The sequence below is a fragment of the Chromobacterium sp. ATCC 53434 genome (assembly GCF_002848345.1).
Classification (GTDB): Bacteria; Pseudomonadota; Gammaproteobacteria; order Burkholderiales; family Chromobacteriaceae; genus Chromobacterium.
In genome coordinates this window covers 3,787,333-3,808,829 of the sequence record NZ_CP025429.1, presented here as the reverse complement: position 1 = coordinate 3,808,829, position 21,497 = coordinate 3,787,333, and the positions used below count along the sequence as shown (strand labels likewise).

Annotated in this window: 22 protein-coding genes, 1 rRNA gene and 2 pseudogenes; 13 read left to right on the top strand and 12 right to left on the bottom strand. The window is 63.0% G+C overall.

All coding sequences use genetic code 11. The features are described from left to right. Positions 1–6: 6 nt before the first annotated feature. Positions 7–450, top strand: coding sequence for a hypothetical protein (locus tag CXB49_RS16770; protein WP_233492837.1), 444 nt, complete (start codon positions 7–9; stop codon positions 448–450). Here CXB49_RS16770 and CXB49_RS16765 read toward each other — a convergent pair whose 3' ends face one another. The 12 genes and pseudogenes from CXB49_RS16765 to iscR form a co-directional block, all read right to left on the bottom strand. Next, positions 451–897 carry an LEA type 2 family protein gene (locus tag CXB49_RS16765; protein ID WP_101709453.1) on the bottom strand — a complete coding sequence of 149 codons (447 nt, stop codon included), beginning with the start codon at positions 895–897 and terminating at the stop codon, positions 451–453. 33 nt (positions 898–930) lie between these two features. Further along, complete coding sequence (locus tag CXB49_RS16760) at positions 931–1,380, bottom strand: hypothetical protein (protein ID WP_158300918.1); 450 nt, start codon at positions 1,378–1,380, stop codon at positions 931–933. Beyond that, positions 1,377–1,991, bottom strand: coding sequence for a uridine kinase (udk, locus tag CXB49_RS16755; RefSeq protein WP_101709451.1), 615 nt, complete (start codon positions 1,989–1,991; stop codon positions 1,377–1,379). Before udk ends, CXB49_RS16760 begins: the two co-directional genes overlap by 4 nt. 90 nt (positions 1,992–2,081) lie before the next feature. Further along, positions 2,082–2,717 (bottom strand): glutathione S-transferase family protein, encoded by a 636-nt coding sequence (locus CXB49_RS16750; RefSeq protein WP_101710744.1) that lies wholly within the window; start codon positions 2,715–2,717, stop codon positions 2,082–2,084. 133 nt (positions 2,718–2,850) lie between these two features. Beyond that, positions 2,851–3,045, bottom strand: a complete 195-nt coding sequence (iscX, locus tag CXB49_RS16745; protein ID WP_101709450.1) for a Fe-S cluster assembly protein IscX — start codon at positions 3,043–3,045, stop codon at positions 2,851–2,853. Between the two features lie 119 nt (positions 3,046–3,164). After that, on the bottom strand, positions 3,165–3,506 hold the full coding sequence (gene fdx, locus CXB49_RS16740) for an ISC system 2Fe-2S type ferredoxin (RefSeq protein ID WP_101709449.1): 342 nt from the start codon (positions 3,504–3,506) through the stop codon (positions 3,165–3,167). Positions 3,507–3,515: 9 nt separating this feature from the next. Continuing rightward, positions 3,516–5,376, bottom strand: a pseudogene (hscA, locus tag CXB49_RS16735) (Fe-S protein assembly chaperone HscA). A 45-nt stretch (positions 5,377–5,421) separates the two neighbouring features. Beyond that, positions 5,422–5,949, bottom strand: coding sequence for a Fe-S protein assembly co-chaperone HscB (gene hscB, locus CXB49_RS16730; protein ID WP_101709448.1), 528 nt, complete (start codon positions 5,947–5,949; stop codon positions 5,422–5,424). Between the two features lie 91 nt (positions 5,950–6,040). Further along, entirely contained in the window at positions 6,041–6,364 is a 324-nt protein-coding gene (gene iscA, locus CXB49_RS16725) for an iron-sulfur cluster assembly protein IscA (protein ID WP_070980833.1), read from the bottom strand. A 13-nt stretch (positions 6,365–6,377) separates the two neighbouring features. Beyond that, positions 6,378–6,761, bottom strand: a complete 384-nt coding sequence (iscU, locus tag CXB49_RS16720; RefSeq protein ID WP_043628269.1) for a Fe-S cluster assembly scaffold IscU — start codon at positions 6,759–6,761, stop codon at positions 6,378–6,380. A gap of 63 nt (positions 6,762–6,824) precedes the next feature. Next, a complete protein-coding gene (locus CXB49_RS16715; protein ID WP_101709447.1) occupies positions 6,825–8,042 on the bottom strand; it encodes an IscS subfamily cysteine desulfurase in 1,218 nt (405 codons plus the stop codon). A 31-nt stretch (positions 8,043–8,073) separates the two neighbouring features. Beyond that, on the bottom strand, positions 8,074–8,568 hold the full coding sequence (gene iscR, locus CXB49_RS16710; protein ID WP_101710743.1) for a Fe-S cluster assembly transcriptional regulator IscR: 495 nt from the start codon (positions 8,566–8,568) through the stop codon (positions 8,074–8,076). A 417-nt stretch (positions 8,569–8,985) separates the two neighbouring features. Here iscR and CXB49_RS16705 point away from each other — a divergent pair, with 417 nt between their 5' ends. The 12 genes and pseudogenes from CXB49_RS16705 (at position 8,986) to CXB49_RS16650 (ending at position 21,403) form a co-directional block, all read left to right on the top strand. Further along, a complete protein-coding gene (locus CXB49_RS16705) occupies positions 8,986–10,107 on the top strand; it encodes a beta-ketoacyl-ACP synthase III (protein ID WP_101709446.1) in 1,122 nt (373 codons plus the stop codon). A gap of 169 nt (positions 10,108–10,276) precedes the next feature. Next, a complete protein-coding gene (locus tag CXB49_RS16700) occupies positions 10,277–11,872 on the top strand; it encodes an ABC transporter substrate-binding protein (RefSeq protein ID WP_101709445.1) in 1,596 nt (531 codons plus the stop codon). Between the two features lie 411 nt (positions 11,873–12,283). Continuing rightward, a complete protein-coding gene (locus CXB49_RS16695; RefSeq protein WP_101709444.1) occupies positions 12,284–13,312 on the top strand; it encodes an ABC transporter permease subunit in 1,029 nt (342 codons plus the stop codon). A gap of 13 nt (positions 13,313–13,325) precedes the next feature. Further along, on the top strand, positions 13,326–14,246 hold the full coding sequence (locus CXB49_RS16690; protein WP_101709443.1) for an ABC transporter permease subunit: 921 nt from the start codon (positions 13,326–13,328) through the stop codon (positions 14,244–14,246). Positions 14,247–14,256: 10 nt separating this feature from the next. Further along, positions 14,257–15,239 (top strand): annotated as a pseudogene (locus CXB49_RS16685) (ABC transporter ATP-binding protein). After that, positions 15,232–16,203 carry a peptide ABC transporter ATP-binding protein gene (locus CXB49_RS16680; protein ID WP_101709442.1) on the top strand — a complete coding sequence of 324 codons (972 nt, stop codon included), beginning with the start codon at positions 15,232–15,234 and terminating at the stop codon, positions 16,201–16,203. Before CXB49_RS16685 ends, CXB49_RS16680 begins: the two are co-directional and overlap by 8 nt. A gap of 111 nt (positions 16,204–16,314) precedes the next feature. Next, complete coding sequence (locus CXB49_RS16675) at positions 16,315–16,725, top strand: VOC family protein (protein WP_101709441.1); 411 nt, start codon at positions 16,315–16,317, stop codon at positions 16,723–16,725. 91 nt (positions 16,726–16,816) lie between these two features. Next, on the top strand, positions 16,817–17,347 hold the full coding sequence (gene coaD / locus CXB49_RS16670; RefSeq protein ID WP_101709440.1) for a pantetheine-phosphate adenylyltransferase: 531 nt from the start codon (positions 16,817–16,819) through the stop codon (positions 17,345–17,347). Between the two features lie 79 nt (positions 17,348–17,426). Then, entirely contained in the window at positions 17,427–18,371 is a 945-nt protein-coding gene (locus CXB49_RS16665; RefSeq protein ID WP_101709439.1) for a class I SAM-dependent methyltransferase, read from the top strand. Positions 18,372–18,504: 133 nt separating this feature from the next. Next, complete coding sequence (gene trxA / locus CXB49_RS16660; RefSeq protein WP_101709438.1) at positions 18,505–18,867, top strand: thioredoxin; 363 nt, start codon at positions 18,505–18,507, stop codon at positions 18,865–18,867. Positions 18,868–18,942: 75 nt separating this feature from the next. Then, positions 18,943–19,494, top strand: a complete 552-nt coding sequence (locus CXB49_RS16655) for a glutathione peroxidase (protein WP_101709437.1) — start codon at positions 18,943–18,945, stop codon at positions 19,492–19,494. 373 nt (positions 19,495–19,867) lie between these two features. Further along, positions 19,868–21,403 (top strand): 16S ribosomal RNA (locus tag CXB49_RS16650). The last annotated feature ends 94 nt before the right edge of the window (positions 21,404–21,497 follow it).

The following is a 21,497-nucleotide window of genomic DNA, read 5'->3' as shown; positions in this document are numbered from 1 at the left end:
AATCCGATGATGAAGAAATTGTGCGTGCCGCTGTTGCTGCTGGGCATGGCCGGCTGCTCGATGTTCCCCACCCAGCAGGGCTATGCGCAGAAGGTGTACCGCTGGCAGGGCCGAGACGTCAACGAGCTGCTGGCGCAATGGGGCGCGCCGACCAAGACCATGCAGATGCCCAACGGCAACAGCCTGTACAGCTACGTGAAGGAAAGCACCGAGCAGCGGCCGCTGCAGGAGAACACCCGCTACGAGCCGGGCACCAAGCTGACGATGACCGACAAGGACGGGCAGTCCCGGGTGGTGGAAACCCCGGGACGCTGGGTCAGCAACGGCATGACCGGCGGCGGCACCGTCCATTACGAATGCACGACCAACTTCGTCGTGGACAAGAAAAGCAAGGAAGTGCTGAGCGTCAGCTTCGACGGCAACAACTGCCTGGCGATGGAGCAGCAGTAATCAGCGCTGCGGCAGCTGCCACTCGCCCTTGTTCTCGAAGGGCAGGTCGGCGAAGCCGTTCAGACTGTGCAGCTGGCCGCGGATGGCGTAGTTCAGCTTGCCGTCGGGCAGCTGCTTCCAGTTGGCCAGCTGCCGTATCCAGGTGGCGAGCGAGGTGTGCACCTGCAAGGTGACCTGGCCTTCGCCGCGCGAGGGGATGGCGATGGCCTGATTGCTGCTGCCGCCGCCCAGCTTTTCGCCGCCCAGCATCAGATCGAAGTCGATGCCGCTGGCGTTCAGCGGAATGGCGTTGGGGTTGGCGACGCGCAGCGTCACCGTGAAGTTCTGTTCGAACAGCGTGCTGCCGCCCGGCTCGATATTGCTCAGGCTGACCTGGGGTTTCTGTAGGCCGAGGCTGCCGCAGGCGGCCAGCAGCGACAGCAGCAGGCAGATGGCGATTCGTTTCATGGCGATATTCCGTTATCAGGCGATACCGCTATTTTACCGGCCGGCTTTGTGGCCTTGTGTGGGCGGAATGTGCTGAATTGTTAGCGTGTGGGCGAATGCCCAAAAGCAACAGGCCATCGGATGATGGCCTGTTGCTTTTGGGGACTTGCCGGTCAAAAACGCCTCGTCGGCGTTCTGGCCGAGGGCGGCGTCGACGCGCCGCTGTTCGTTCTCTTCCCGCCAGTCGTCCAGTTCGGACCATAGCGATTGCTTTTGCGATTGGCGCAGGCCGGATCGGCTGCGGCCGTGGGCGCCGCCCTTTTTCAGGATGGCTGCGCAAGCCAGCGGATTGCGCGGTTTGATGGTGTGCATGTGTTTTTCCGTTTGATGCCGCGCCGGATGGCGCGAGCGGCGATTGTCGTTTGCCCGGTCCGCGGCGTCAACCGGGCAAGCAAAAAGCCGCCCTCGGGCGGCTTTGTCGCAGGCGGCGTCGCGCGGCCTCACACCATCAGGCTGGCGACCTTGGTGGTGATGATGTCCACCGCCGGATCGTTGGCGCCGTGCGGCAGGATCACGTCGGCGAAGCGCTTGGTCGGCTCGATGAACTGGTTGTGCATCGGACGCACGGTGGACAGGTATTGCTCGATCACGCTTTCCATCGTGCGGCCGCGCTCGGCGATGTCGCGCTTGAGGCGGCGGATGAAGCGCACGTCGGAGTCGGTGTCGACGAAGATCTTCAGCGACATCATCTCGCGCAGCGCGGCGTCGTACAGCGGAAACAGGCCTTCGATCACGATCACCGGCGCCGGCTGCACGGTGACGGTCTGGTCGGAGCGGGTGTGGTTGGCGAAGTCGTACACCGGCATCTCGATCGAGCGGCCGTTGCGCATATCGTCGATGTGGGAGATCAGCAGCGGCCAGTCGAAGGCCTGCGGGTGGTCGTAGTTGGTGCCCAGCCGTTGTTCGAAGGTCAGGTGGCTTTGGTCGCGATAGTAGTAGTCCTGGATGATTACCGCCGCCATCTCGGAACCAATGGTTTCCAGCACTTTGTTGGTAACCGTGGTTTTGCCGCTGCCGCTGCCGCCGGCAACGCCAATGATGAACGGGGTGCTCATGAGGGGTCCTAACGTAAGAAAAGTATAAAAAACGCGCCATTCTAATGACTTATGGCGCGCAGTTCCACTCGTTTTGCGACATGTATGGACTCAGAACGGGCGTTTTCTTTCCGCGGTGGCGGCGGCATACCATTCCTGCATCGCCGGCAGGGCCAGAATATGGCGGACATAGGCTTGCGAGCGCTCCGGCAGCTTGACGTTATAGGTCTGGAAGCAGGTGCAGATCGGCGCGAAGCAGGCGTCGGCGATGGTGAAGCGGCCGAACAGGCATTCGCCGTCGGCGACATGGCGCTCGCGGTGTTCCTCCCACAGCGAAATCACGCGGGCGATGTCGGATTCCAGCGCCGGCGAGCTCTCGTAGTCTATCTGGCGCAAGGTGATGTCCATCGGCAGGTTTTCCCTGAGCGCGGCGAAGCCGGAGTGGATTTCGGCGACGATGGAGCGGGCGACGGCGCGCAGCGCGCTGTCGGCGGGCCACAGGCCGGAAGCGGGGAAGCATTCGGCCAGGTATTCGCAGATGGCCAGCGAGTCCCAGACCCTGAGCTTGCCGTCGACCAGCACCGGCACCTTGCCGGCCGGATTGGCGGCCAGGATGCGGGCCTTGCTGTCGGACAGGTAGAGGTCGATCTGCTGTTCCTTGAACGGCTCGTCCAGCATCTTCAGCAGCAGCCAGGGGCGCAGCGACCAGGGGGAGTAGTTCTTGTTGCCGATGATCAGCGTGAACATGGCGGCTCCGGGTCCGGGCGCCGGCACGGCGCCGGCGCGCATCTTTCTGATGATACGCCGGGCGTCGGCGATTTTCACCAGGGCAAACGAAAGGCCCCGCGTCGCGGGGCCTGTCTTGGGGGACGGCGGCGGTTTATTCCGCCTCGTCTATCCACGCCTGCTGAATCGCCTCCAGCACGCGCTCGCCGCCGCGGGCGTGGTCGTCGTCGAAGCCGGGCAGGCTGACCACCCAGTTGTGCAGGTCGACGAAGCGCACGGTCTTCGGGTCCACGTCCGGATGGGCGTCCACCAGTTCGATGGCGATGTCGTTAACGTCGGTCCATTTCATAAGATGTCTCCTGGGGGATTTCGTCTATCGGGCGGCGATGCCGCGAAGCCGAGCCGAAGACAGTGCCAATAGCACGGCGAGGCGAGGGCGACAAAGGCAGCGCGGCCCGAGAGGCGGAATCAGTGATGTTCGCGGGCGTGGTTGATCGTGTACTTCGGAATCTCGATCACCAGGTCTTCGTCGGCGACGATGGCCTGGCAGGACAGCCGCGACTGGGCTTCCAGTCCCCAGGCCTTGTCCAGCAGATCTTCCTCCAGCTCGTCGGCTTCGTTCAGCGAGCCGCCGCCTTCGCGGACGATGCAGTGGCAGGTGGTGCAGGCGCAGGACATCTCACAGGCGTGCTCGATCTCGATATCGTGGGCGAGCAGGGCGTCGCAGATGCTCTGGCCGGTTTCTACATTGTCTATCACGGCGCCTTCCGGACACAGGTCCGGGTGCGGCAAAACGATGATGCGCGGCATGGCGTATCCTTACAGATCAGTAATCTTGTGGCCCTTCAGCGCGCGACGGATATTGCGGTCCATGCGGCGGGAGGCGAAGGTTTCGGTGGCGTGGTTCAGCGCGGCGCTGGCCTCGTTGATGCGGCGGGTGACGCCGTCGGCGATGGCCGCGGCGACGGCGGCGACGGCGGCTTCCACTTCGGCGCGTTCGGCCTCGTCCAGCAGGTCGCCGTCCTGGCCCAGCGCGTTGACGGTGGCGTCGCGCAGGCTTTCAGCGTCGACGATGGCCTCGCGCAGCTTGCGCGCCTCGATGTCTTCCTGGACGTTGGCCAGCGACTCGCTCAGCATGCGGCTGATCTCGTCGTCGGCCAGGCCGTAGGACGGCTTGACCTCGATGCTGGATTCCACGCCCGAGGTCTGCTCGCGCGCGGTGACCGACAGCAGGCCGTCGGCGTCAACCTGGAAAGTGATGCGAATGCGCGCGGCGCCGGCCACCATCGGGGGAATGCCGGTCAGCGTGAATTTGGCCAGGCTGCGGCAGTCGGACACCAGTTCGCGCTCGCCCTGCAGCACGTGGATGGACATCGCGGTCTGGCCGTCCTTGAAGGTGGTGAAGTCCTGCGCGCGGGCGACCGGGATGGTGCTGTTGCGCGGGATGATCTTCTCGGTCAGGCCGCCCATGGTCTCGATGCCCAGCGACAGCGGCAGCACGTCCAGCAGCAGCCACTCGTCGTCCTGCTTGTTGCCGGCCAGCACATTGGCCTGGATGGCGGCGCCCAGCGCCACCACCTTGTCCGGATCGAGATTGGTCAGCGGCGCGCGGCCGAAGTAGTCGGCGACGGCTTTTTGCACGTGCGGCATGCGGGTGGCGCCGCCGACCATCACCACGCCCTGGATGTCCTCGGGCGAGATCTTGGCGTCGCGCATCGCCTTGCGCACCGGCGTCAGCGTCTTGTCGACCAGGGTCTTGGTGATCGCGTGCAGCGTCGTCTGGTCCAGTTCCAGGTCCAGCGACTGGCCGTCCGACAGTATCGCGGTGACGCGGGTGCTGGCGTGGTCGGTCAGCGCTTCCTTGGCTTCGCGGGCGCGGGTGTGCAGCAGGCGCATGTCGTGCGCCGACGGGCCGGTCACGCCGGCCTGCTCCAACAGCCAGCAGAACACGCGGTGATCGAAGTCGTCGCCGCCGAGAGCGGAGTCGCCGCTGGTGGCCAGCACCTCGAACACGCCGCGGGTCAGCCTGAGGATGGACACATCCAGCGTGCCGCCGCCCAGGTCGTATACGACATATGTGCCTTCGCTGCCGTTGTCCAGGCCGTAGGCGATGGCGGCGGCGGTCGGCTCGTTCAACAGGCGCAGCACATTGAGGCCGGCCAGGCGGGCGGCGTCCTTGGTGGCCTGGCGCTGGGCGTCGTCGAAATAGGCCGGCACGGTGATCACCGCGCCGGTCAGCTCGCCGCCGAGGCTCTCTTCGGCGCGGTCCTTCAGCGCGCGCAGGATGTCGGCCGACACCTCGACCGGGCTTTTGACGCCGGCGCGGGTCACCAGCTGCACCATGCCCGGCGCGTCGACGAAGCGATAGGGCAGGCTGCCGGCGTCCTTGATGTCGCTGACGCCGCGGCCCATGAAGCGCTTCACCGAGACGATGGTGTTGTGCGGATCGCGGTTCTGTTCCTTCTGCGCGTCGTAGCCGACCGCCAGCACGCCTTCGTCGCCCGTAGCGCACCACCGACGGCAGCAGGCTGCGGCCGTTTGCGTCGGGCAGCACGGCGGCGGAGCCGCTCCTGACGGTGGCCACCAGCGAGTTGGTGGTGCCCAGGTCTATGCCGACGGCCAGGCGGTGTTGGTGGGGGGCGGCGGAGAGGCCGGGTTCGGCGATTTGCAGTAGAGCCATGTCGTGATCTTTATGTCGTTGCTCGGGAACGGCGGCGCGCGGGATTCAGTCCAGCAGGCTTTCGATGGCGTCGCCGATCTCCTGGTCCAGCTTTTCCATGAAGCGCAATTTTCTCACCAGGACGGCGGCGGCATCCAAATCGGCGCGCGCGTCCAGCGCGGCTTCCAGCTCGGCCTGCAGCTCGCCGCTTTCGCCGCGCAGCCGGCGCGACAGCGCCTCAAGCGCGTCCACGTCGGCGCGGGCGTCGTCTATGCTCTCGCGCCACTCCATCTGCGCCATCAGGAAGTCGGTCGGCATCCGGGTATTGTTCTCTTCCTGGGTGTCGACGCCGGACAGCTGCAACAGGTAACGGGCGCGGGCCAGCGGCGATTTCAGCGTCTGGTAGGCCTCGTTGACGCGGGTGGCCAGCATCAGCGCGCTGCGCTTGTCGGCGTCGCCGGCGCTGGCGTAGCGGTCCGGATGGACCTGGGCCGCGGCGGCGCGCCAGGCGGCGTCGAGGCCGGCCGTATCGATGGCGAAGCGGCGCTGCAGGCCGAACAGGCTGAAGAAATCCTGGTTGAAATCGTGGTTCATCGATGCGTCCGGACTAAGGTGTTGGGCCTGAAAAGCCGAGGGCGGAGCATGAACGCGCGCGCGTCAACGCTCCGCCCCGCGGCGGCGGCGGTCAGACGTTGAAGCTCTCGCCGCAGCCGCACTCGTTCTTGACGTTGGGGTTGTTGAAGCGGAACCCCTCGTTCAGGCCTTCCTTGACGTAGTCGAGCTCGGTGCCGTCGAGATAGGCCAGGCTCTTGGCGTCAGTGTAGATGGCCACGCCATAGCTTTCGAAGCGGACGTCTTCGCCGTTCTCGACGTCGACGAACTCCAGCTTGTAGGCCATGCCGGAGCAGCCGGAGGTCTTGACGCCCAGGCGGACGCCCAGACCCTTGCCGCGCTTGGCGAGGAAGGCGCCTACGTGCTGGGCGGCGCGTTCGGAAAGAGTGAGTGCCATCTGTCGCCTCCGCTTACTTGCCGTGTTTCTGCTTGTAGTCTTCCACCGCGGCCTTGATCGCGTCTTCGGCCAGGATGGAGCAGTGGATCTTCACCGGCGGCAGCGCCAGTTCCTCGGCGATGGCGGTGTTCTTGATCGACAGCGCCTCGTCCAGCGACTTGCCCTTCACCCACTCGGTCACCAGAGACGAGGAGGCGATGGCGGAGCCACAGCCGTAGGTCTTGAACTTGGCGTCCTCGATCACGCCGTCGGCGCCGACCTTGATCTGCAGCTTCATCACGTCGCCACAGGCCGGCGCGCCGACCATGCCGGTGCCGATGCTGTCGTCGCCCTTGTCGAACGAGCCGACGTTGCGCGGGTTTTCGTAGTGGTCCAACACTTTTTCGCTGTATGCCATGACTTTCACTCCTGCTAGGCCGTGACTTGTTCAAGTCTCCGCGGCCGGTAATCTGTTATCGGCTCAGTGGGCCGCCCATTGAACGCTGTTCAGGTCCACGCCGTCTTTGTACATCTCCCACAGCGGCGACAGTTCGCGCAGCTTGCCGATCTTGGACTTCAGCAAGGCGATGGTGAAGTCGATCTCTTCCTCGGTGGTGAAGCGGCCCAGCGTGAAGCGGATCGAGCTGTGGGCCATTTCGTCGTTGCGGCCCAGCGCGCGCAGCACGTAGGACGGTTCCAGAGAGGCCGAGGTGCAGGCGGAGCCGCTGGACACGGCCAGCTCCTTGATCGCCATGATCAGGCTCTCGCCCTCGACGAAATTGAAGCTGACGTTGAGGTTGTGCGGCACGCGCTGATCGACGTCGCCGTTGATGTAGACCTCTTCCATGTCGCTGATGCCGTTCCACAGGCGGTCGCGCAGCATGCGGATGCGCTCGGACTCGCTGTCCATCTCCTCGCGGGCGATGCGGAAGGCCTCGCCCATGCCGACGATCTGGTGGGTGGCCAGCGTGCCGGAGCGGAAGCCGCGCTCGTGGCCGCCGCCGTGCATCTGCGCTTCCAGCCGCACGCGCGGCTTGCGGCGCACGTACAGCGCGCCGATGCCCTTCGGGCCGTAGGCCTTGTGCGCGGACAGGCTCATCAGGTCGACCTTCAGCGTGGCGAGGTCGATCTTCACCTTGCCCGGCGCCTGGGTGGCGTCGACGTGGAAGATGATGCCCTTCTCGCGGCAGATCTCGCCGATCTGCGGGATGTCCTGGATCACGCCGATTTCATTGTTCACATACATCACCGACACCACGATGGTGTCCGGACGGATGGCGGCCTTGAACGCGGCTATGTCGATCAGGCCGTTTTCCTGCACGTCCATATAGGTGACTTCGAAGCCGATGCGCTCCAGCTCGCGACAGGTGTCCAGCACCGCCTTGTGCTCGGTCTTGACGGTGATGATGTGCTTGCCCTTGCTCTTGTAGAACTGGGCCGCGCCCTTGATCGCCAGGTTGTCGGACTCGGTGGCGCCGGAGGTCCAGACGATTTCCTTCGGATCGGCACCGATCAGCTTGGCCACTTCGGCGCGCGCGTTCTCGACCGCTTCCTCGGCTTCCCAGCCGAAGCTGTGGCTGCGCGAGGCGGGGTTGCCGAACTTGCCGGTCAGGTAGGGAATCATCATGTCGGCGACGCGCGGGTCCACCGGGGTGGTGGCCGAGTAATCCAGATAGATCGGTAGCTTGGGCTGGCTCATTTACATAATCTCCGCAAGATTTTTCAGGCGCTTACAGGGCGCTGCCGATGGCAGCGTGCGCGCTGCTACAGCTGTCGCGCTTGTCCTGTACCACGCTGGTTTCCTTGGCTTGCTGCTCTTTGGTGTGTTGCTCTTCCACCAGGCTGGCGAGGCTTACCTTGGACAGGTAGTCGAAAATGGTGACGTTGAGGTTGGTCCACAAATCGTGCGTCATGCAGCGCTGGCTGCCGCGGCAGTTTTCGCGGCCGCCGCACTGGGTGGCGTCCACCGGCTCGTCGACGGCGACGATGATGTCGGCCACGGTGATGTCGCTGATTTGCTTGGCCAGGGTGTAGCCGCCGCCGGGACCGCGCACGCTGTCAACCAGCTCGGCGCGCCGGAGCTTGCCGAACAGCTGTTCCAGATAGGACAGCGAAATGCTCTGGCGCTCGCTGATGCCGGCCAGGGTGACCGGCCCGCCTTCCTCGCGCATCGCGAGGTCCAGCATCGCGGTGACGGCAAAACGTCCTTTGGTGGTGAGGCGCATGATGTTTCGTTCCGGTTGGGTGGTTCCGTCCATTATACCTAATATCCGACTAAATTAGTCAAGTATTGATCAGGAACAAGCGCCGCGCCGGAGCCACAAAGTCGACCATTTTACTTGGTTTAGGGCTGGTTAACACTAAATTTCGACGCCGCGGCCGGCTCCGGCGGGAGGCGGCCGCGCATCCTCCGCCTTCGGCGCGGCGCATCTCGGCGCCGTGGTGCGCTCGGGCCGGCCTCGACCGGTCGGACTAAGGATTTCTCACTTTCAAGCAGACGCTTGTGTAAAATCGCTGCAATACACCCGCTACTCAAGATCGCCCGTCAGGGCGTCCGACGGCGGCCGGGCCTCGGCGGGAGAGCCGCCGGCCGGTTCCGCCGTCACGCTTGCCCCGCAGCCGGGGATGAAAAAGGATACGAAATGCACAAGGTTGTCATCAGCGGCACCGGATTGTTCACCCCGCCGCACGCGGTCAGCAACGCCGAGCTGGTCGAGGCGTTCAACGCCTATGTCGGCCGGCACAACGCGGCGCACCAGGCCGAGATCGCCGCCGGGACGATGGAGCCGCTGGCGGAGTCCAGCGCCGAATTCATCGAGAAGGCGTCCGGCATCAAGCAGCGCTTCCTGATGGACAAGGACGGCGTGCTGGATCCGGAAAGAATGGCGCCTTGCCTGCCCGAACGGGGCAACGACGAAGTGTCGCTGCAGGCCGAGATGGCGGTGGCCGCCGCGAAGCAGGCACTGGAAGCCGCCGGCCGGCGCGCGGCCGACATCGATATGGTGATCGTCGCCTGCTCCAATATGCAGCGGCCGTATCCGGCGATGGCGATCGAGGTGCAGCAGGCGCTGGGCATCAACGGCTACGCCTTCGACGTCAACGTCGCCTGTTCGTCGGCGACCTTCGGCATTCAGACCGCCGTCAACGCCGTCGCCACTGGCCAGGCGCGCGCGGTGTTGATGGTGAATCCGGAAATCTGCTCCGCCCACCTGAATTTCCGCGATCGCGACAGCCACTTCATCTTCGGCGACGCCAGCACCGCCGTGGTGCTTGAGCGCGCCGACGCCGCCGTGGCCGCCGTCCGTTACGAAGTGCTGGGTTGCAAGCTGGCCACGGTGTTCTCCAACAATATCCGCAACAACTTCGGCTTCCTCAATCGCTGCGACGAGGCCGGCATCGGCCTGGCGGACAAGCTGTTCGTGCAACAGGGCCGCAAGGTGTTCAAGGAAGTGTGCCCGATGGTGGGCGAGCACATCATCGCCCATCTGGAGTCGGTGGACATCGCGCCGACCGGCGTGCGCCGCTTCTGGCTGCACCAGGCCAATCTGGCGATGAACCAACTGATCGCCAAGCGGGTGCTGGGCCGGGAGGCCGACGGCGTCGAGGCGCCGGTGATTCTGGACCGCTATGCCAACACCAGTTCCGCCGGTTCCATCATCGCCTTCCATTTGCATGCCGACGACCTGAATGCAGGCGATGTCGGCGTCATCTGTTCGTTCGGCGCCGGCTATTCCGTCGGTTCGGTGGTGATCCGCAAGCTGTAGCCGCGCGGTCGCGGCGGCGCCTGTATCGGCCGCCTTACAAAAAAAGAAAGGGGGCGCTTGTCAAAAGCGCCCTCTGTGCATAATGTATCCCCCACTGGCCAGCCTGCGAGGGCATGGACCGAAGATCAGAATAAAGCTCAATAGTCTGTACAAAGGGAAGGGAAACATTATGCAAGCTTTCAAAAAGCTGCTGGTTGCAAGCGTGATCGCTGGGGCGGCCGCCGCGTCTCAAGCCGCCGGGACACTGGTGTTCTGCTCCGAGGGTAGTCCGGCCGGCTTCGATCCCGGTCAATACACCACCGGCACCGACTTCGACGCCGCCGCCGAAACCGTGTTCAACCGCCTGGTGCAATTCCAGCGCGGCGGCACCAAGGTGATTCCGGGCCTGGCCGAAAAGTGGGATGTGTCGGCCGATGGCCTGAACTACACCTTCCACCTGCGCAAGGGCGTCAAGTTCCACACCACCGACTACTTCAAGCCGACGCGCGATTTCAACGCCGACGACGTGGTGTTCACCTTCAATCGGATGATCGACAAGAACAGTCCGTTCCGCAAAGCCTATCCGACCGAATTCCCGTACTTCTCCGACATGGGCATGGACACCAATATCGTCAAGGTGGAGAAGGTCGATCCGTATACCGTCAAGTTCGCGCTGAAGAAGGTGGACGCCGCCTTCGTGCAGAATCTGGCGATGAGCTTCGCCTCGGTCCAGTCGGCCGAGTACGCCGACAAGCTGCTGAAGGACGGCAAGCCGCAGCTGATCAACCAGCAGCCGGTCGGCACCGGCCCGTTCATCTTCAAGCGCTACCAGAAGGACGCGCAGATCCGCTTCGCCGCCAACAAGCAGTACTGGGACAAGGCCGACGGTCCCAAGATTGACAACCTGGTGTTCGCGATCACCACCGACGCCTCGGTGCGCTACCAGAAGCTGAAGGCCGGCGAATGCCAGATCACCACCTTCCCGCGTCCGACCGACATCGCCGCGATGAAGGCCGATCCGAAGATGAACGTGATCGCCCAGGCCGGCTTCAACCTTGGTTACCTGGCCTACAACGTCAAGCACAAGCCGATGGACAAGCTGGAAGTGCGCCAGGCGCTGGACATGTCCATCAACAAGAAGGCGATTCTGCAGGCGGTGTACCAGGGCGCCGGCCAAGCCGCGACCAATCCGATGCCGCCGACCCAGTGGTCGTACAACAAGAGCCTGAAGGACGCGCCGTACGATGTGGCCAAGGCCAAGGCGCTGCTGGCCAAGGCCGGTTTCCCGAACGGTTTCGAGATCACCTTGTGGGCGATGCCGGTTCAGCGTCCGTACAACCCGAACGCCAAGCTGATGGCCGAGATGATCCAGGCCGACTGGGCCAAGATCGGCGTCAAGGCCAAGATCACCTCCTATGAGTGGGGCGAGTACATCAAGCGCGCCAAGGCCGGCGAGCACGACGCGATGCTGATCGGCTGGACCGGCGACAACGGCGATCCGGACAACTGGCTGGGCACCCAGCTCGGCTGCGAGGCGATGAACGGCAACAACTTCACCAAGTGGTGCTACAAGCCGTTCGAGGACCTGATCCAGAAGGGCAAGAGCACCGCCAACGTCGCCGAGCGCACCAAGCTGTACATGAAGGCGCAGGAGATCGTGAAGCAGCAACTGCCGTACACCGCGATCGCCCACTCCACCGTCAATCAGCCGATGCTGAAGTCGGTGCAGGGCTTCAAGGTCAGCCCGTTCGGCCTGAACTCGTTCTACGGCGTCAGCGTCAAGTAAGTCTGGCTTGAACCAGGCATAACCGTAATCGGCGGCGGGGCGCAAGCTCCGTCCGCCTGGCGTAAGTGCCGCGGCGGCCAGCCCTCCGTCAGAGAGGACGGCCGCCGCGGCATGGCAGTGTCTGCATGGGAATTGGTAGAGATGGGACGGAGACGGACCGGCGATGGCGTCGGTTTGACCTGCGTCAAGGGGGAAGGGACAGTGCGCTGCTATTGTCTTTCCTGCCGCGACAGTGGATGCAGCTAATGCTGGTGGGTGGTTTAGTTGCCTGTCCGCTGTCCGGCACCCGTTTACCCGTTTCGCGCCGTATCGGCGCGTCTTGCGTTTCTACCTTTCCCGTACCGACTTCCTTGCACGCGATGTCTTAGGTCTGAGGGCGTGCCGTCATGCGCGCGTCCGGGAGAGGTTTTCATGTTTTCATTCATCCTGCGCAGGCTGGGCCTGCTGGTGCCGACCTTCTTCGGCATCACGCTGCTGACTTTCAGCCTGATCCGTCTGATTCCCGGCGACCCGGTCGAGGTGATGGTGGGCGAGCGCACGCTCGACCCCAAGCTGCACGCCGAGGCGCTGCATAGGCTGGGGCTGGACAAGCCGCTGTACGCGCAATATCTCGATTACGTCGTCAATCTGCTGCACGGCAATCTCGGCGAATCGCTGGTGACCAAGGTCGGCGTCTGGACCGAGTTCAAGACGCTGTTCCCGGCGACGCTGGAGCTGGCCTTGTCCGCTCTGCTGTTCGCCATCGTCTGGGGCTTGCTGGCCGGCGTGGTGGCCGCGATCAAACGCGGCTCGCTGTTCGACCATGGCGTGATGGGCATTTCGCTGACCGGTTTCTCGATGCCGATCTTCTGGTGGGGCCTGATCCTGATCATGTTCTTCTCGGTCAAGCTGGGCTGGACGCCGGTGTCGGGCCGGATGGACCTGATGTTCGACATCCATCCGCGCACCGGCTTCATGCTGATAGACAGCTGGCTGGCCGAGGCGGCCGATCCCGAAGGCAATGCGGGCGCCTTCAAGAGCGCGCTGTCCCATTTGATCCTGCCGTCCATCGTGCTGGGCACCATTCCGCTGGCGGTGATCGCGCGGATGACCCGCTCGTCGATGCTGGAAGTGCTGCGCGAGGACTATGTCCGCACCGCGCGCGCCAAGGGCCTGTCGCCGGTTCGCGTGATCTTCATTCACACGCTGCGCAACGCGCTGATCCCGGTGCTGACGGTGATCGGCCTGCAAGTGGGCACGCTGATGGGCGGCGCGGTGCTGACCGAGACCATCTTCTCCTGGCCCGGCGTCGGCAAATGGCTGATCGACGCCATCGCCCGCCGCGACTATCCGGTGGTGCAGAACGGCATCCTGATGGTGGCCACGCTGGTGATCGTCACCAACTTCATCGTCGACATCCTGTACGGCATCGCCAATCCGCGCATCCGTCACGCCAAGTAAGCAGGGACGCAATATGAGCCAAAGCAAGCAAACCGCGGCCGCGCAGACGGCCGATCTGGCGCTGTCCTATCCGTCTCCGCTGAAGGAGTTCTGGCAGGGCTTTTCCCACAACAAGGGCGCGGTGGCCGGCCTGGTCTTCGTGCTGTTCATCGTCGCCTGTGCGCTGCTGGCGCCGGTCTTGGCGCCGTACAGCCCGATCGAGCAGTACCGCGACCACCTGCTGACGCCGCCGGTCTGGGAGTCGGGCGGCAGCGTGCAGTTCCTGTTTGGCACCGACGAGCTGGGCCGCGACATCCTGTCGCGGCTGATCCACGGCGCGCGGCTGTCGCTGTTCATCGGCCTGATGTCGGTGCTGATGGCGCTGGTGCCGGGCGTGATCCTGGGCCTGTTGGCCGCCTTCTTCCCGAAGGCGCTGGGCGCCTCCATCATGCGATTGATGGACATCATGATGGCCCTGCCGTCGCTGCTGTTGGCCGTGGCCATCATGGCCATCCTCGGGCCGGGTCTGACCAACGCGATGATCGCCATCGCCACCGTGTCGCTGCCGGCCTATGTGCGGCTGACGCGCGCGTCGGCGATGACCGAGCTGAACCGCGACTATGTGGTGGCCTCGCGCGTGGCCGGCGCCGGCCTCGGCCGCCTGATGTTCGTCACCGTGCTGCCCAACTGCATGGCGCCGCTGATCGTGCACGCCACGATGAGCTTTTCCTCCGCCATCCTCGAAATCGCCGCGCTGGGCTTCCTGGGCCTGGGCGTGCAGCCGCCGACCCCGGAGTGGGGCACGATGCTGGCCTCCGCGCGCGACTACATCGAGAGCGCCTGGTGGGTGGTGACCTTGCCGGGCCTGACCATCCTGCTGTCGGTGCTGGCGATCAACCTGATGGGCGACGGCCTGCGCGACGCGCTGGACCCGAAGCTGAAGCGCGCCGCCTGAGGACAAGAACATGAGTCTGTTGCAAATCAAAAACCTGTCCGTCGAGTTCGGATCGGAGAAAAACCCGTTCCGCGCGGTGGAAGGGCTGGAGTTGAGCGTCGCCCAGGGCGAGATCGTCGGCATCGTCGGCGAGTCCGGTTCCGGCAAGTCGGTGACCATGATGGCGATGATGGGCCTGCTGGAAGGGCAGGGCCGCATCGTCGCCGATGAACTGAGCTTCGACGGCAAGGACCTGCTGACCATTTCGGCGCGCGGTCGCCGCAAGATCGTCGGCAAGGACATCTCGATGATCTTCCAGGATCCGATGACGGCGCTGAATCCCAGCTACACCGTCGGCTACCAGATCATGGAAGTGCTGAAGGCCCATCAGGGCCTGCGCGGCGCGGCCTTGAAGGCGCGCGCGCTCGAATTGATGCAGCTGGTGGAGATTCCGGCCGCCGAGTCGCGCGTCTGTCCGCCTATCCGCACCAGTTGTCCGGCGGCATGAGCCAGCGCGTCGCCATCGCGATGGCCATCGCCTGCAATCCCAAACTGCTGATCGCCGACGAGCCGACCACCGCGCTCGACGTCACCATCCAGGCCCAGATCATGGAACTGCTGGTGTCCCTGCAGAAGAGCCAGAACATGGCGCTGATCCTGATCACCCACGATCTGGCGGTGGTCGCCGAAGTCGCGCAGCGGCTGGTGGTGATGTACGCCGGCCAGGTGGCCGAGATGGGCACGGTGCCGGAGATCTTCCGCCATCCGGCGCATCCGTACACCGAGGCGCTGTTGTCGTCGATTCCCGAGCACAGCAAGGGCGCGCGCCGGCTGGCGACGCTGCCCGGCATCGTGCCCGGCCAGTACGACAGGCCCAGCGGCTGTCTGCTGTCGCCGCGCTGCCCGTACGCGAAGGACGACTGCCGCGGCAGCCGGCCCGGATTGACCGCCCACGAGCATGGCGCGGTGCGTTGCCACTACCCGTTGCTGGCCAAGGAGAAGCAGCATGGCTAAGGTTTTGCAGGCGCGGGAGCTGACCCGTTACTACGATGTGGCCCAGGGCATGTTCAAGCCCAAGGCCGAGGTGAGGGCGCTGGCAGGCGTCTCGTTCGAACTGGAAGCCGGCCGCACGCTGGCGGTCGTCGGCGAATCCGGCTGCGGCAAGAGCACGCTGGCGCGCCAGCTGACGCTGATCGAGCCGCCGACTTCCGGCTCGCTGCTGCTTGACGGCGAGGACGCGGCGCAAGCCGGCGGCCAGGCGCTGAAGGCGATGCGGCGCAAGGTGCAGATGGTGTTTCAGAACCCGTACGGTTCCTTGAACCCGCGGCAGAAGATAGGCGCCCAGCTGTCCGAGCCGCTGCTGATCAACACCGATCTGTCGGCCAAGGAGCGGGAGGACAAGGTCAGGTCGATGATGACCCGCGTCGGCCTGCGTCCGGAGCACTATTTCCGTTATCCGCACATGTTCTCCGGCGGTCAGCGCCAGCGCATCGCCATCGCCCGCGCGATGATGCTGAATCCGAAGATCGTCGTCGCCGACGAGCCGACTTCGGCGCTGGACGTGTCGATCCAGGCGCAGGTGTTGAACCTGTTCATGGATCTGCAGGAGGAGTTCAACACCGCCTATGTGTTCATTTCGCACAATCTGGCGGTGGTCGAGCATGTGGCCGACGACCTGATGGTGATGTATCTGGGCCGCGCGGTGGAAGTCGGCGAAAAGGCGCGGGTCTACCAGCGTCCGCTGCATCCGTACACCCAGGCGCTGCTGTCGGCGACGCCGTCCATCGACCCGGACGACCGGCGGGTCAAGATCAAGATCGAGGGCGAGCTGCCCAGCCCGCTGAATCCGCCGTCCGGTTGCGCCTTCCACAAGCGTTGCCCGCACGCCGACGAGCGTTGCAAGGCCGAAGTGCCGCAGTTGCGCGAGCTGGATCAGCGCATGGTGGCCTGCCATCACGCGGAGCGGATCAACGGCTGAGACCGAATCGGCACCAAGGGCCCGCGGCGAGTGTCGTCGCGGGCTTTTTTTATTCCATCGCCTCCGCCGCTCGGCGTACACTGGCCTTCCCATCCCCAACGGAGGCTTGCCATGCATGTGTATCCGTATCTGAATTTCAATGGTCGCGGCGAAGAGGCGCTGAACTTCTACCGCCAGGCACTGGGCGGCGAAATCGCGATATTGATGCGCTATGCCGACGCGCCCAAGGACGGGCCGGCGATGGGAGGCATAGACCCGAATTGGATCATGCACGCCAGGCTGGCCTTCGGCGCCAATGTGCTGATGATTTCGGATACCGACAGACCGGTGGGACCCAGCCAGCAGATCTCCTTGTCGATCAATCTGGACGGCGACACCGCGACGGCGGAGAAGGTCTTCGCCGCGCTGAGCGACGGCGGCCAGGTGACGCTGCCCTTGCACAAAACGTTCTGGAACGCGCTTTTCGGCTGCTTTAATGATAAATTCGGCGGCGTCAACTGGATGATCAACTGTCAATTGTGACCTTTTCTTGACAGGCGTTCCGGCGCGGCGGATTTTTGCCGCGCCGCACAAAAAATCCTTTACCCCTCCCTCAACGCAAGATACATTTGTCATGGAGCACGCAATCAAAGCCAAAGGAAAACGCGAATTGAAACGAGCCGTCTATGCCGGCAGCTTTGATCCGGTGACCAACGGTCATCTGTGGATGATACGCGAGGCGGTGGAACTGTTTGACGAGCTGATCGTCGCCGTCGGGGTCAATCCGGACAAGCACTGCACTTTCAGTGCCGAGGAGCGCGTGCAGTTGCTGCGCGAAGTGACGGTCGGCTTCAGCAAGCTGAGGGTCGAGGTCTTCGAGAATCAGTTTCTGGTGAACTACGCGCAGAGCGTCGGCGCCAACTACATCGTGCGCGGCATCCGCACCGCCAGCGATTACGAATACGAGCGCACGATGCGCTACATCAATTCCGATCTGCACCCCGACATCACCACCTTGTTCCTGCTGCCGCCGCGGGAGTACGCCGAGGTGTCGTCGACCATGGTCAAGGGCCTGATCGGCCCGCGCGGCTGGGAGGGCGTGATCCGTCAGTACCTGCCCGAGCCGGTGTACCACAAGATGCTGTCGATGTACTCCGAGCAATAGCGTCTTATAATGCCGGTTTGAACCGTATATCGCGCCAGCCTAGACTGGCGCGTTCGCTTTGCAGCTTCCGAGGATACCGATGCAGGATGTCAGCGCCTTCGCCAACCGGCTGGCCAAGAATTACAAGCACTACGCCAAATGGGCCCGCCGTCAGGGGCTGGACGCCTGGCGCGCCTACGACAAGGACGTGCCGCAGTTTCCGTTCGCGGTCGACATCTACGGCCAGCGCGTCCATCTGCAGGAGTACGACACCGGCTGGGAGATGGAGGACGATGAATACCGCGCGTGGATAGACGCGGTGGTCGAGGCCATCTCGCAGGTGACCGGCATCCCGGCCGCCGCCGTCACGCTGAAGAACCGCCGCCGGCAAAAGGGTGTCAGCCAGTACGAAAAAGTGGGCGCCGAAGGCCAGGACTTCATCGTCGAGGAGTGCGGCCAGCGCTTCATCGTCAATTTGGACCAATACCTGGATACCGGCCTGTTCCTCGATCACCGCAACACCCGCCAGCGGGTGCGCGAGGAGGCCGCCGGCAAGCGCTTCCTCAATCTGTTCGCCTATACCGGCAGCTTCACCGTCTATGCCGGCGCCGGCGGCGCCGCGTCGTCGGAAACCGTGGACATGTCCAATACCTATCAGGATTGGTCGCGCCGCAACTTCGAGTTGAACGGACTGGATTTGAACCGGCACCAGCTGGTGCGCGCCGATGTGTTCCAGTATCTGGAGCAGGCGGTGGACGAGGGCAAGCGTTTCGATCTGATCGTGATGGACCCGCCGACCTTTTCCAACTCGAAGAAGATGCAGGACATCCTCGACGTGCAGCGCGACCATGTCTGGCTGATCGATTACGCGATGGCGCTGCTGGCGCCGGGCGGCTGGCTGTACTTCTCCAATAATCTGCGCAGCTTCCAGCTGGACGAGCGCCTGCACGGCGATTACCGGATCCGCGACCTCAGCGCGCAGTCGGTGCCGGAAGACTTCCGCAACCGGAAAATCCATCAGTGCTGGCGCATCGAGCGCGGCTGATCCGGTCGGGCGGCTATCGGCCGGATTGATAAATTCAACCGGGCTCACGCCTTGCAATGACCCCGGCGCGCTCATATCTTTCGTGCAGAGGGCCCGCGATCGCGGGCGCGCACAATATCGAAAGAGTACCGCCATGGCCTACATCAATCTGAACGCCGACAACTTCAACAACCACATGAAGGACGAGGGTCTCGTCATCCTGGACTTCTGGGCGCCGTGGTGCGGCCCGTGCAAGATGTTCGGCCCGGTGTTCGAGGCGGCGTCGGAAGCGCACGGCGACGTCGTGTTCGGCAAGATCAACACCGAGGACGAGCGCGAGCTGGCCGGCCACTTCAATATCCGCTCCATTCCGACGCTGATCGCGATCAAGGACGGCATCATGGTGTTCAATCAGGCCGGCGCGATGATGGGCGCCCAGTTCGAACAGCTGATCCAGAGCCTGCGCGAGCTGGACATGGACAAGGTCAGGGCCGAGATCGCCAGCCAGCCGGAATGACGGTGCGGCGCCCCACGCGGCGCCGCTTGCCCTATTATTGAGGCGTGCAGTCGTTTACCGATTAAGGAGCGCGTCATGAAGCGATGGGGAGCGGTGCTGCTGTTGTGCAGCCAGGCCGCGCTGGCGAATTGTCCGGCGCTGATGAATTACACGGTGCCCGGCCTGATGGGCGGCGAAATCAATCTCTGCCAGTATGCCGACCGGCCTGTGCTGGTGGTCAACACCGCCAGCCACTGCGGCTTCACGCCGCAGTTCACGCAGCTGGAATCTCTATATAAGCAGTACGGTCCGAGAGGACTGATGGTGGTGGGCTTTCCCAGCAACGACTTTTTCCAGGAGCTGGACAAGCCCGGCGAGATCGGCGCCTTCTGCCAGGCCAACTACGGGGTGACCTTTCCGATGGCGGGCAAGGGACATGTCAAAGGCGACGATGCCCAGCCTTTCTTCAAGGCGCTGATCCAGGCAACCAGCGACGCGCCGTCGTGGAACTTCCACAAGTATCTGATCCTGCCCGGCGCCAGCAAGGTGATCAGCATAGGCACCCGCACCAAACCGGACGCGCCGGAGGTGGTCGATGCCTTCCTGCCTTATCTGCAGCCGCAAAATCAGGCCGCGAGCCAGCAGTAAGCGGCTCGCAGCGTCTGGACGGAACGCCGCCTTCGGGCGGCGTTTTGCATTTCGATGAAAATCTTCAGCCCGGCTTTCCTTATCCATCAAGGGCTTGTGTTCTCGTGGCGGAAATCTTGCGAAATTTCTCGCGAAAGGTGTTGACGCCTCCTGGGGTGGCCGGTATAGTTCGCCTCCTCAGCTGACGCAGCGAACGAAACGGCGGAAACGAAACGGTTCCGGTGAAGACGACGCAGCGGCCAGCACTGCTCTTTAACAGAACGAATAACCGATAGGTGTAAGTGCTTGGCGAAAGCCGACACTTGCACTGCAAGAGACAAGAGATACTTGTTTATTTCTTTGAACTTGCGTGCCAGAAAATTGCTATGAGATTGAACTGAAGAGTTTGATCCTGGCTCAGATTGAACGCTGGCGGCATGCTTTACACATGCAAGTCGAACGGTAACAGGGTGCTTGCACCGCTGACGAGTGGCGAACGGGTGAGTAATGCATCGGAATGTACCGTGTAATGGGGGATAGCTCGGCGAAAGCCGGATTAATACCGCATACGCCCTGAGGGGGAAAGTGGGGGACCGTAAGGCCTCACGTTATACGAGCAGCCGATGTCTGATTAGCTAGTTGGGGAGGTAAGAGCTCACCAAGGCGACGATCAGTAGCGGGTCTGAGAGGATGATCCGCCACACTGGGACTGAGACACGGCCCAGACTCCTACGGGAGGCAGCAGTGGGGAATTTTGGACAATGGGCGCAAGCCTGATCCAGCCATGCCGCGTGTCTGAAGAAGGCCTTCGGGTTGTAAAGGACTTTTGTCAGGGAGGAAATCCCGCTGGTTAATACCTGGCGGGGATGACAGTACCTGAAGAATAAGCACCGGCTAACTACGTGCCAGCAGCCGCGGTAATACGTAGGGTGCGAGCGTTAATCGGAATTACTGGGCGTAAAGCGTGCGCAGGCGGTTGTGTAAGTCTGATGTGAAAGCCCCGGGCTCAACCTGGGAACGGCATTGGAGACTGCACGACTAGAGTGCGTCAGAGGGGGGTAGAATTCCACGTGTAGCAGTGAAATGCGTAGAGATGTGGAGGAATACCGATGGCGAAGGCAGCCCCCTGGGATGACACTGACGCTCATGCACGAAAGCGTGGGGAGCAAACAGGATTAGATACCCTGGTAGTCCACGCCCTAAACGATGTCAATTAGCTGTTGGGGGTTTGAATCCTTGGTAGCGTAGCTAACGCGTGAAATTGACCGCCTGGGGAGTACGGCCGCAAGGTTAAAACTCAAAGGAATTGACGGGGACCCGCACAAGCGGTGGATGATGTGGATTAATTCGATGCAACGCGAAAAACCTTACCTGCTCTTGACATGTAACGAACTTGGTAGAGATATCTTGGTGCCCGAAAGGGAGCGTTAACACAGGTGCTGCATGGCTGTCGTCAGCTCGTGTCGTGAGATGTTGGGTTAAGTCCCGCAACGAGCGCAACCCTTGTCATTAGTTGCCATCATTAAGTTGGGCACTCTAATGAGACTGCCGGTGACAAACCGGAGGAAGGTGGGGATGACGTCAAGTCCTCATGGCCCTTATGAGCAGGGCTTCACACGTCATACAATGGTCGGTACAGAGGGTTGCCAAGCCGCGAGGTGGAGCTAATCTCAGAAAACCGATCGTAGTCCGGATCGCACTCTGCAACTCGAGTGCGTGAAGTCGGAATCGCTAGTAATCGCAGATCAGCATGCTGCGGTGAATACGTTCCCGGGTCTTGTACACACCGCCCGTCACACCATGGGAGTGAGTTTCACCAGAAGTGGGTAGGCTAACCGTAAGGAGGCCGCTTACCACGGTGGGATTCATGACTGGGGTGAAGTCGTAACAAGGTAGCCGTAGGGGAACCTGCGGCTGGATCACCTCCTTTCTAGAGACTGGCGATTGCCAAGTACTTACAACCTATCGGTTATTTGATTTGAAGGGCATTGAGGTTGTGGATGCCACGATCTCATAAGTCAACT

What these genes read in the sequence shown, in the direction of transcription:
- CXB49_RS16770 (WP_233492837.1), top strand. Translation starts at nt 7, where the DNA reads ATGATGAAGAAATTGTGCGTGCCGCTGTTGCTGCTGGGCATGGCCGGC.
- CXB49_RS16765 (WP_101709453.1), bottom strand. Translation starts at nt 897, where the DNA reads ATGAAACGAATCGCCATCTGCCTGCTGCTGTCGCTGCTGGCCGCCTGC.
- udk (WP_101709451.1), bottom strand. Translation starts at nt 1,991, where the DNA reads ATGAGCACCCCGTTCATCATTGGCGTTGCCGGCGGCAGCGGCAGCGGC.
- CXB49_RS16750 (WP_101710744.1), bottom strand. Translation starts at nt 2,717, where the DNA reads ATGTTCACGCTGATCATCGGCAACAAGAACTACTCCCCCTGGTCGCTG.
- iscX (WP_101709450.1), bottom strand. Translation starts at nt 3,045, where the DNA reads ATGAAATGGACCGACGTTAACGACATCGCCATCGAACTGGTGGACGCC.
- fdx (WP_101709449.1), bottom strand. Translation starts at nt 3,506, where the DNA reads ATGCCGCGCATCATCGTTTTGCCGCACCCGGACCTGTGTCCGGAAGGC.
- hscB (WP_101709448.1), bottom strand. Translation starts at nt 5,949, where the DNA reads ATGAACCACGATTTCAACCAGGATTTCTTCAGCCTGTTCGGCCTGCAG.
- iscA (WP_070980833.1), bottom strand. Translation starts at nt 6,364, where the DNA reads ATGGCACTCACTCTTTCCGAACGCGCCGCCCAGCACGTAGGCGCCTTC.
- iscU (WP_043628269.1), bottom strand. Translation starts at nt 6,761, where the DNA reads ATGGCATACAGCGAAAAAGTGTTGGACCACTACGAAAACCCGCGCAAC.
- CXB49_RS16715 (WP_101709447.1), bottom strand. Translation starts at nt 8,042, where the DNA reads ATGAGCCAGCCCAAGCTACCGATCTATCTGGATTACTCGGCCACCACC.
- iscR (WP_101710743.1), bottom strand. Translation starts at nt 8,568, where the DNA reads ATGCGCCTCACCACCAAAGGACGTTTTGCCGTCACCGCGATGCTGGAC.
- CXB49_RS16705 (WP_101709446.1), top strand. Translation starts at nt 8,986, where the DNA reads ATGCACAAGGTTGTCATCAGCGGCACCGGATTGTTCACCCCGCCGCAC.
- CXB49_RS16700 (WP_101709445.1), top strand. Translation starts at nt 10,277, where the DNA reads ATGCAAGCTTTCAAAAAGCTGCTGGTTGCAAGCGTGATCGCTGGGGCG.
- CXB49_RS16695 (WP_101709444.1), top strand. Translation starts at nt 12,284, where the DNA reads ATGTTTTCATTCATCCTGCGCAGGCTGGGCCTGCTGGTGCCGACCTTC.
- CXB49_RS16690 (WP_101709443.1), top strand. Translation starts at nt 13,326, where the DNA reads ATGAGCCAAAGCAAGCAAACCGCGGCCGCGCAGACGGCCGATCTGGCG.
- CXB49_RS16680 (WP_101709442.1), top strand. Translation starts at nt 15,232, where the DNA reads ATGGCTAAGGTTTTGCAGGCGCGGGAGCTGACCCGTTACTACGATGTG.
- CXB49_RS16675 (WP_101709441.1), top strand. Translation starts at nt 16,315, where the DNA reads ATGCATGTGTATCCGTATCTGAATTTCAATGGTCGCGGCGAAGAGGCG.
- coaD (WP_101709440.1), top strand. Translation starts at nt 16,817, where the DNA reads ATGGAGCACGCAATCAAAGCCAAAGGAAAACGCGAATTGAAACGAGCC.
- CXB49_RS16665 (WP_101709439.1), top strand. Translation starts at nt 17,427, where the DNA reads ATGCAGGATGTCAGCGCCTTCGCCAACCGGCTGGCCAAGAATTACAAG.
- trxA (WP_101709438.1), top strand. Translation starts at nt 18,505, where the DNA reads ATGGCCTACATCAATCTGAACGCCGACAACTTCAACAACCACATGAAG.
- CXB49_RS16655 (WP_101709437.1), top strand. Translation starts at nt 18,943, where the DNA reads ATGAAGCGATGGGGAGCGGTGCTGCTGTTGTGCAGCCAGGCCGCGCTG.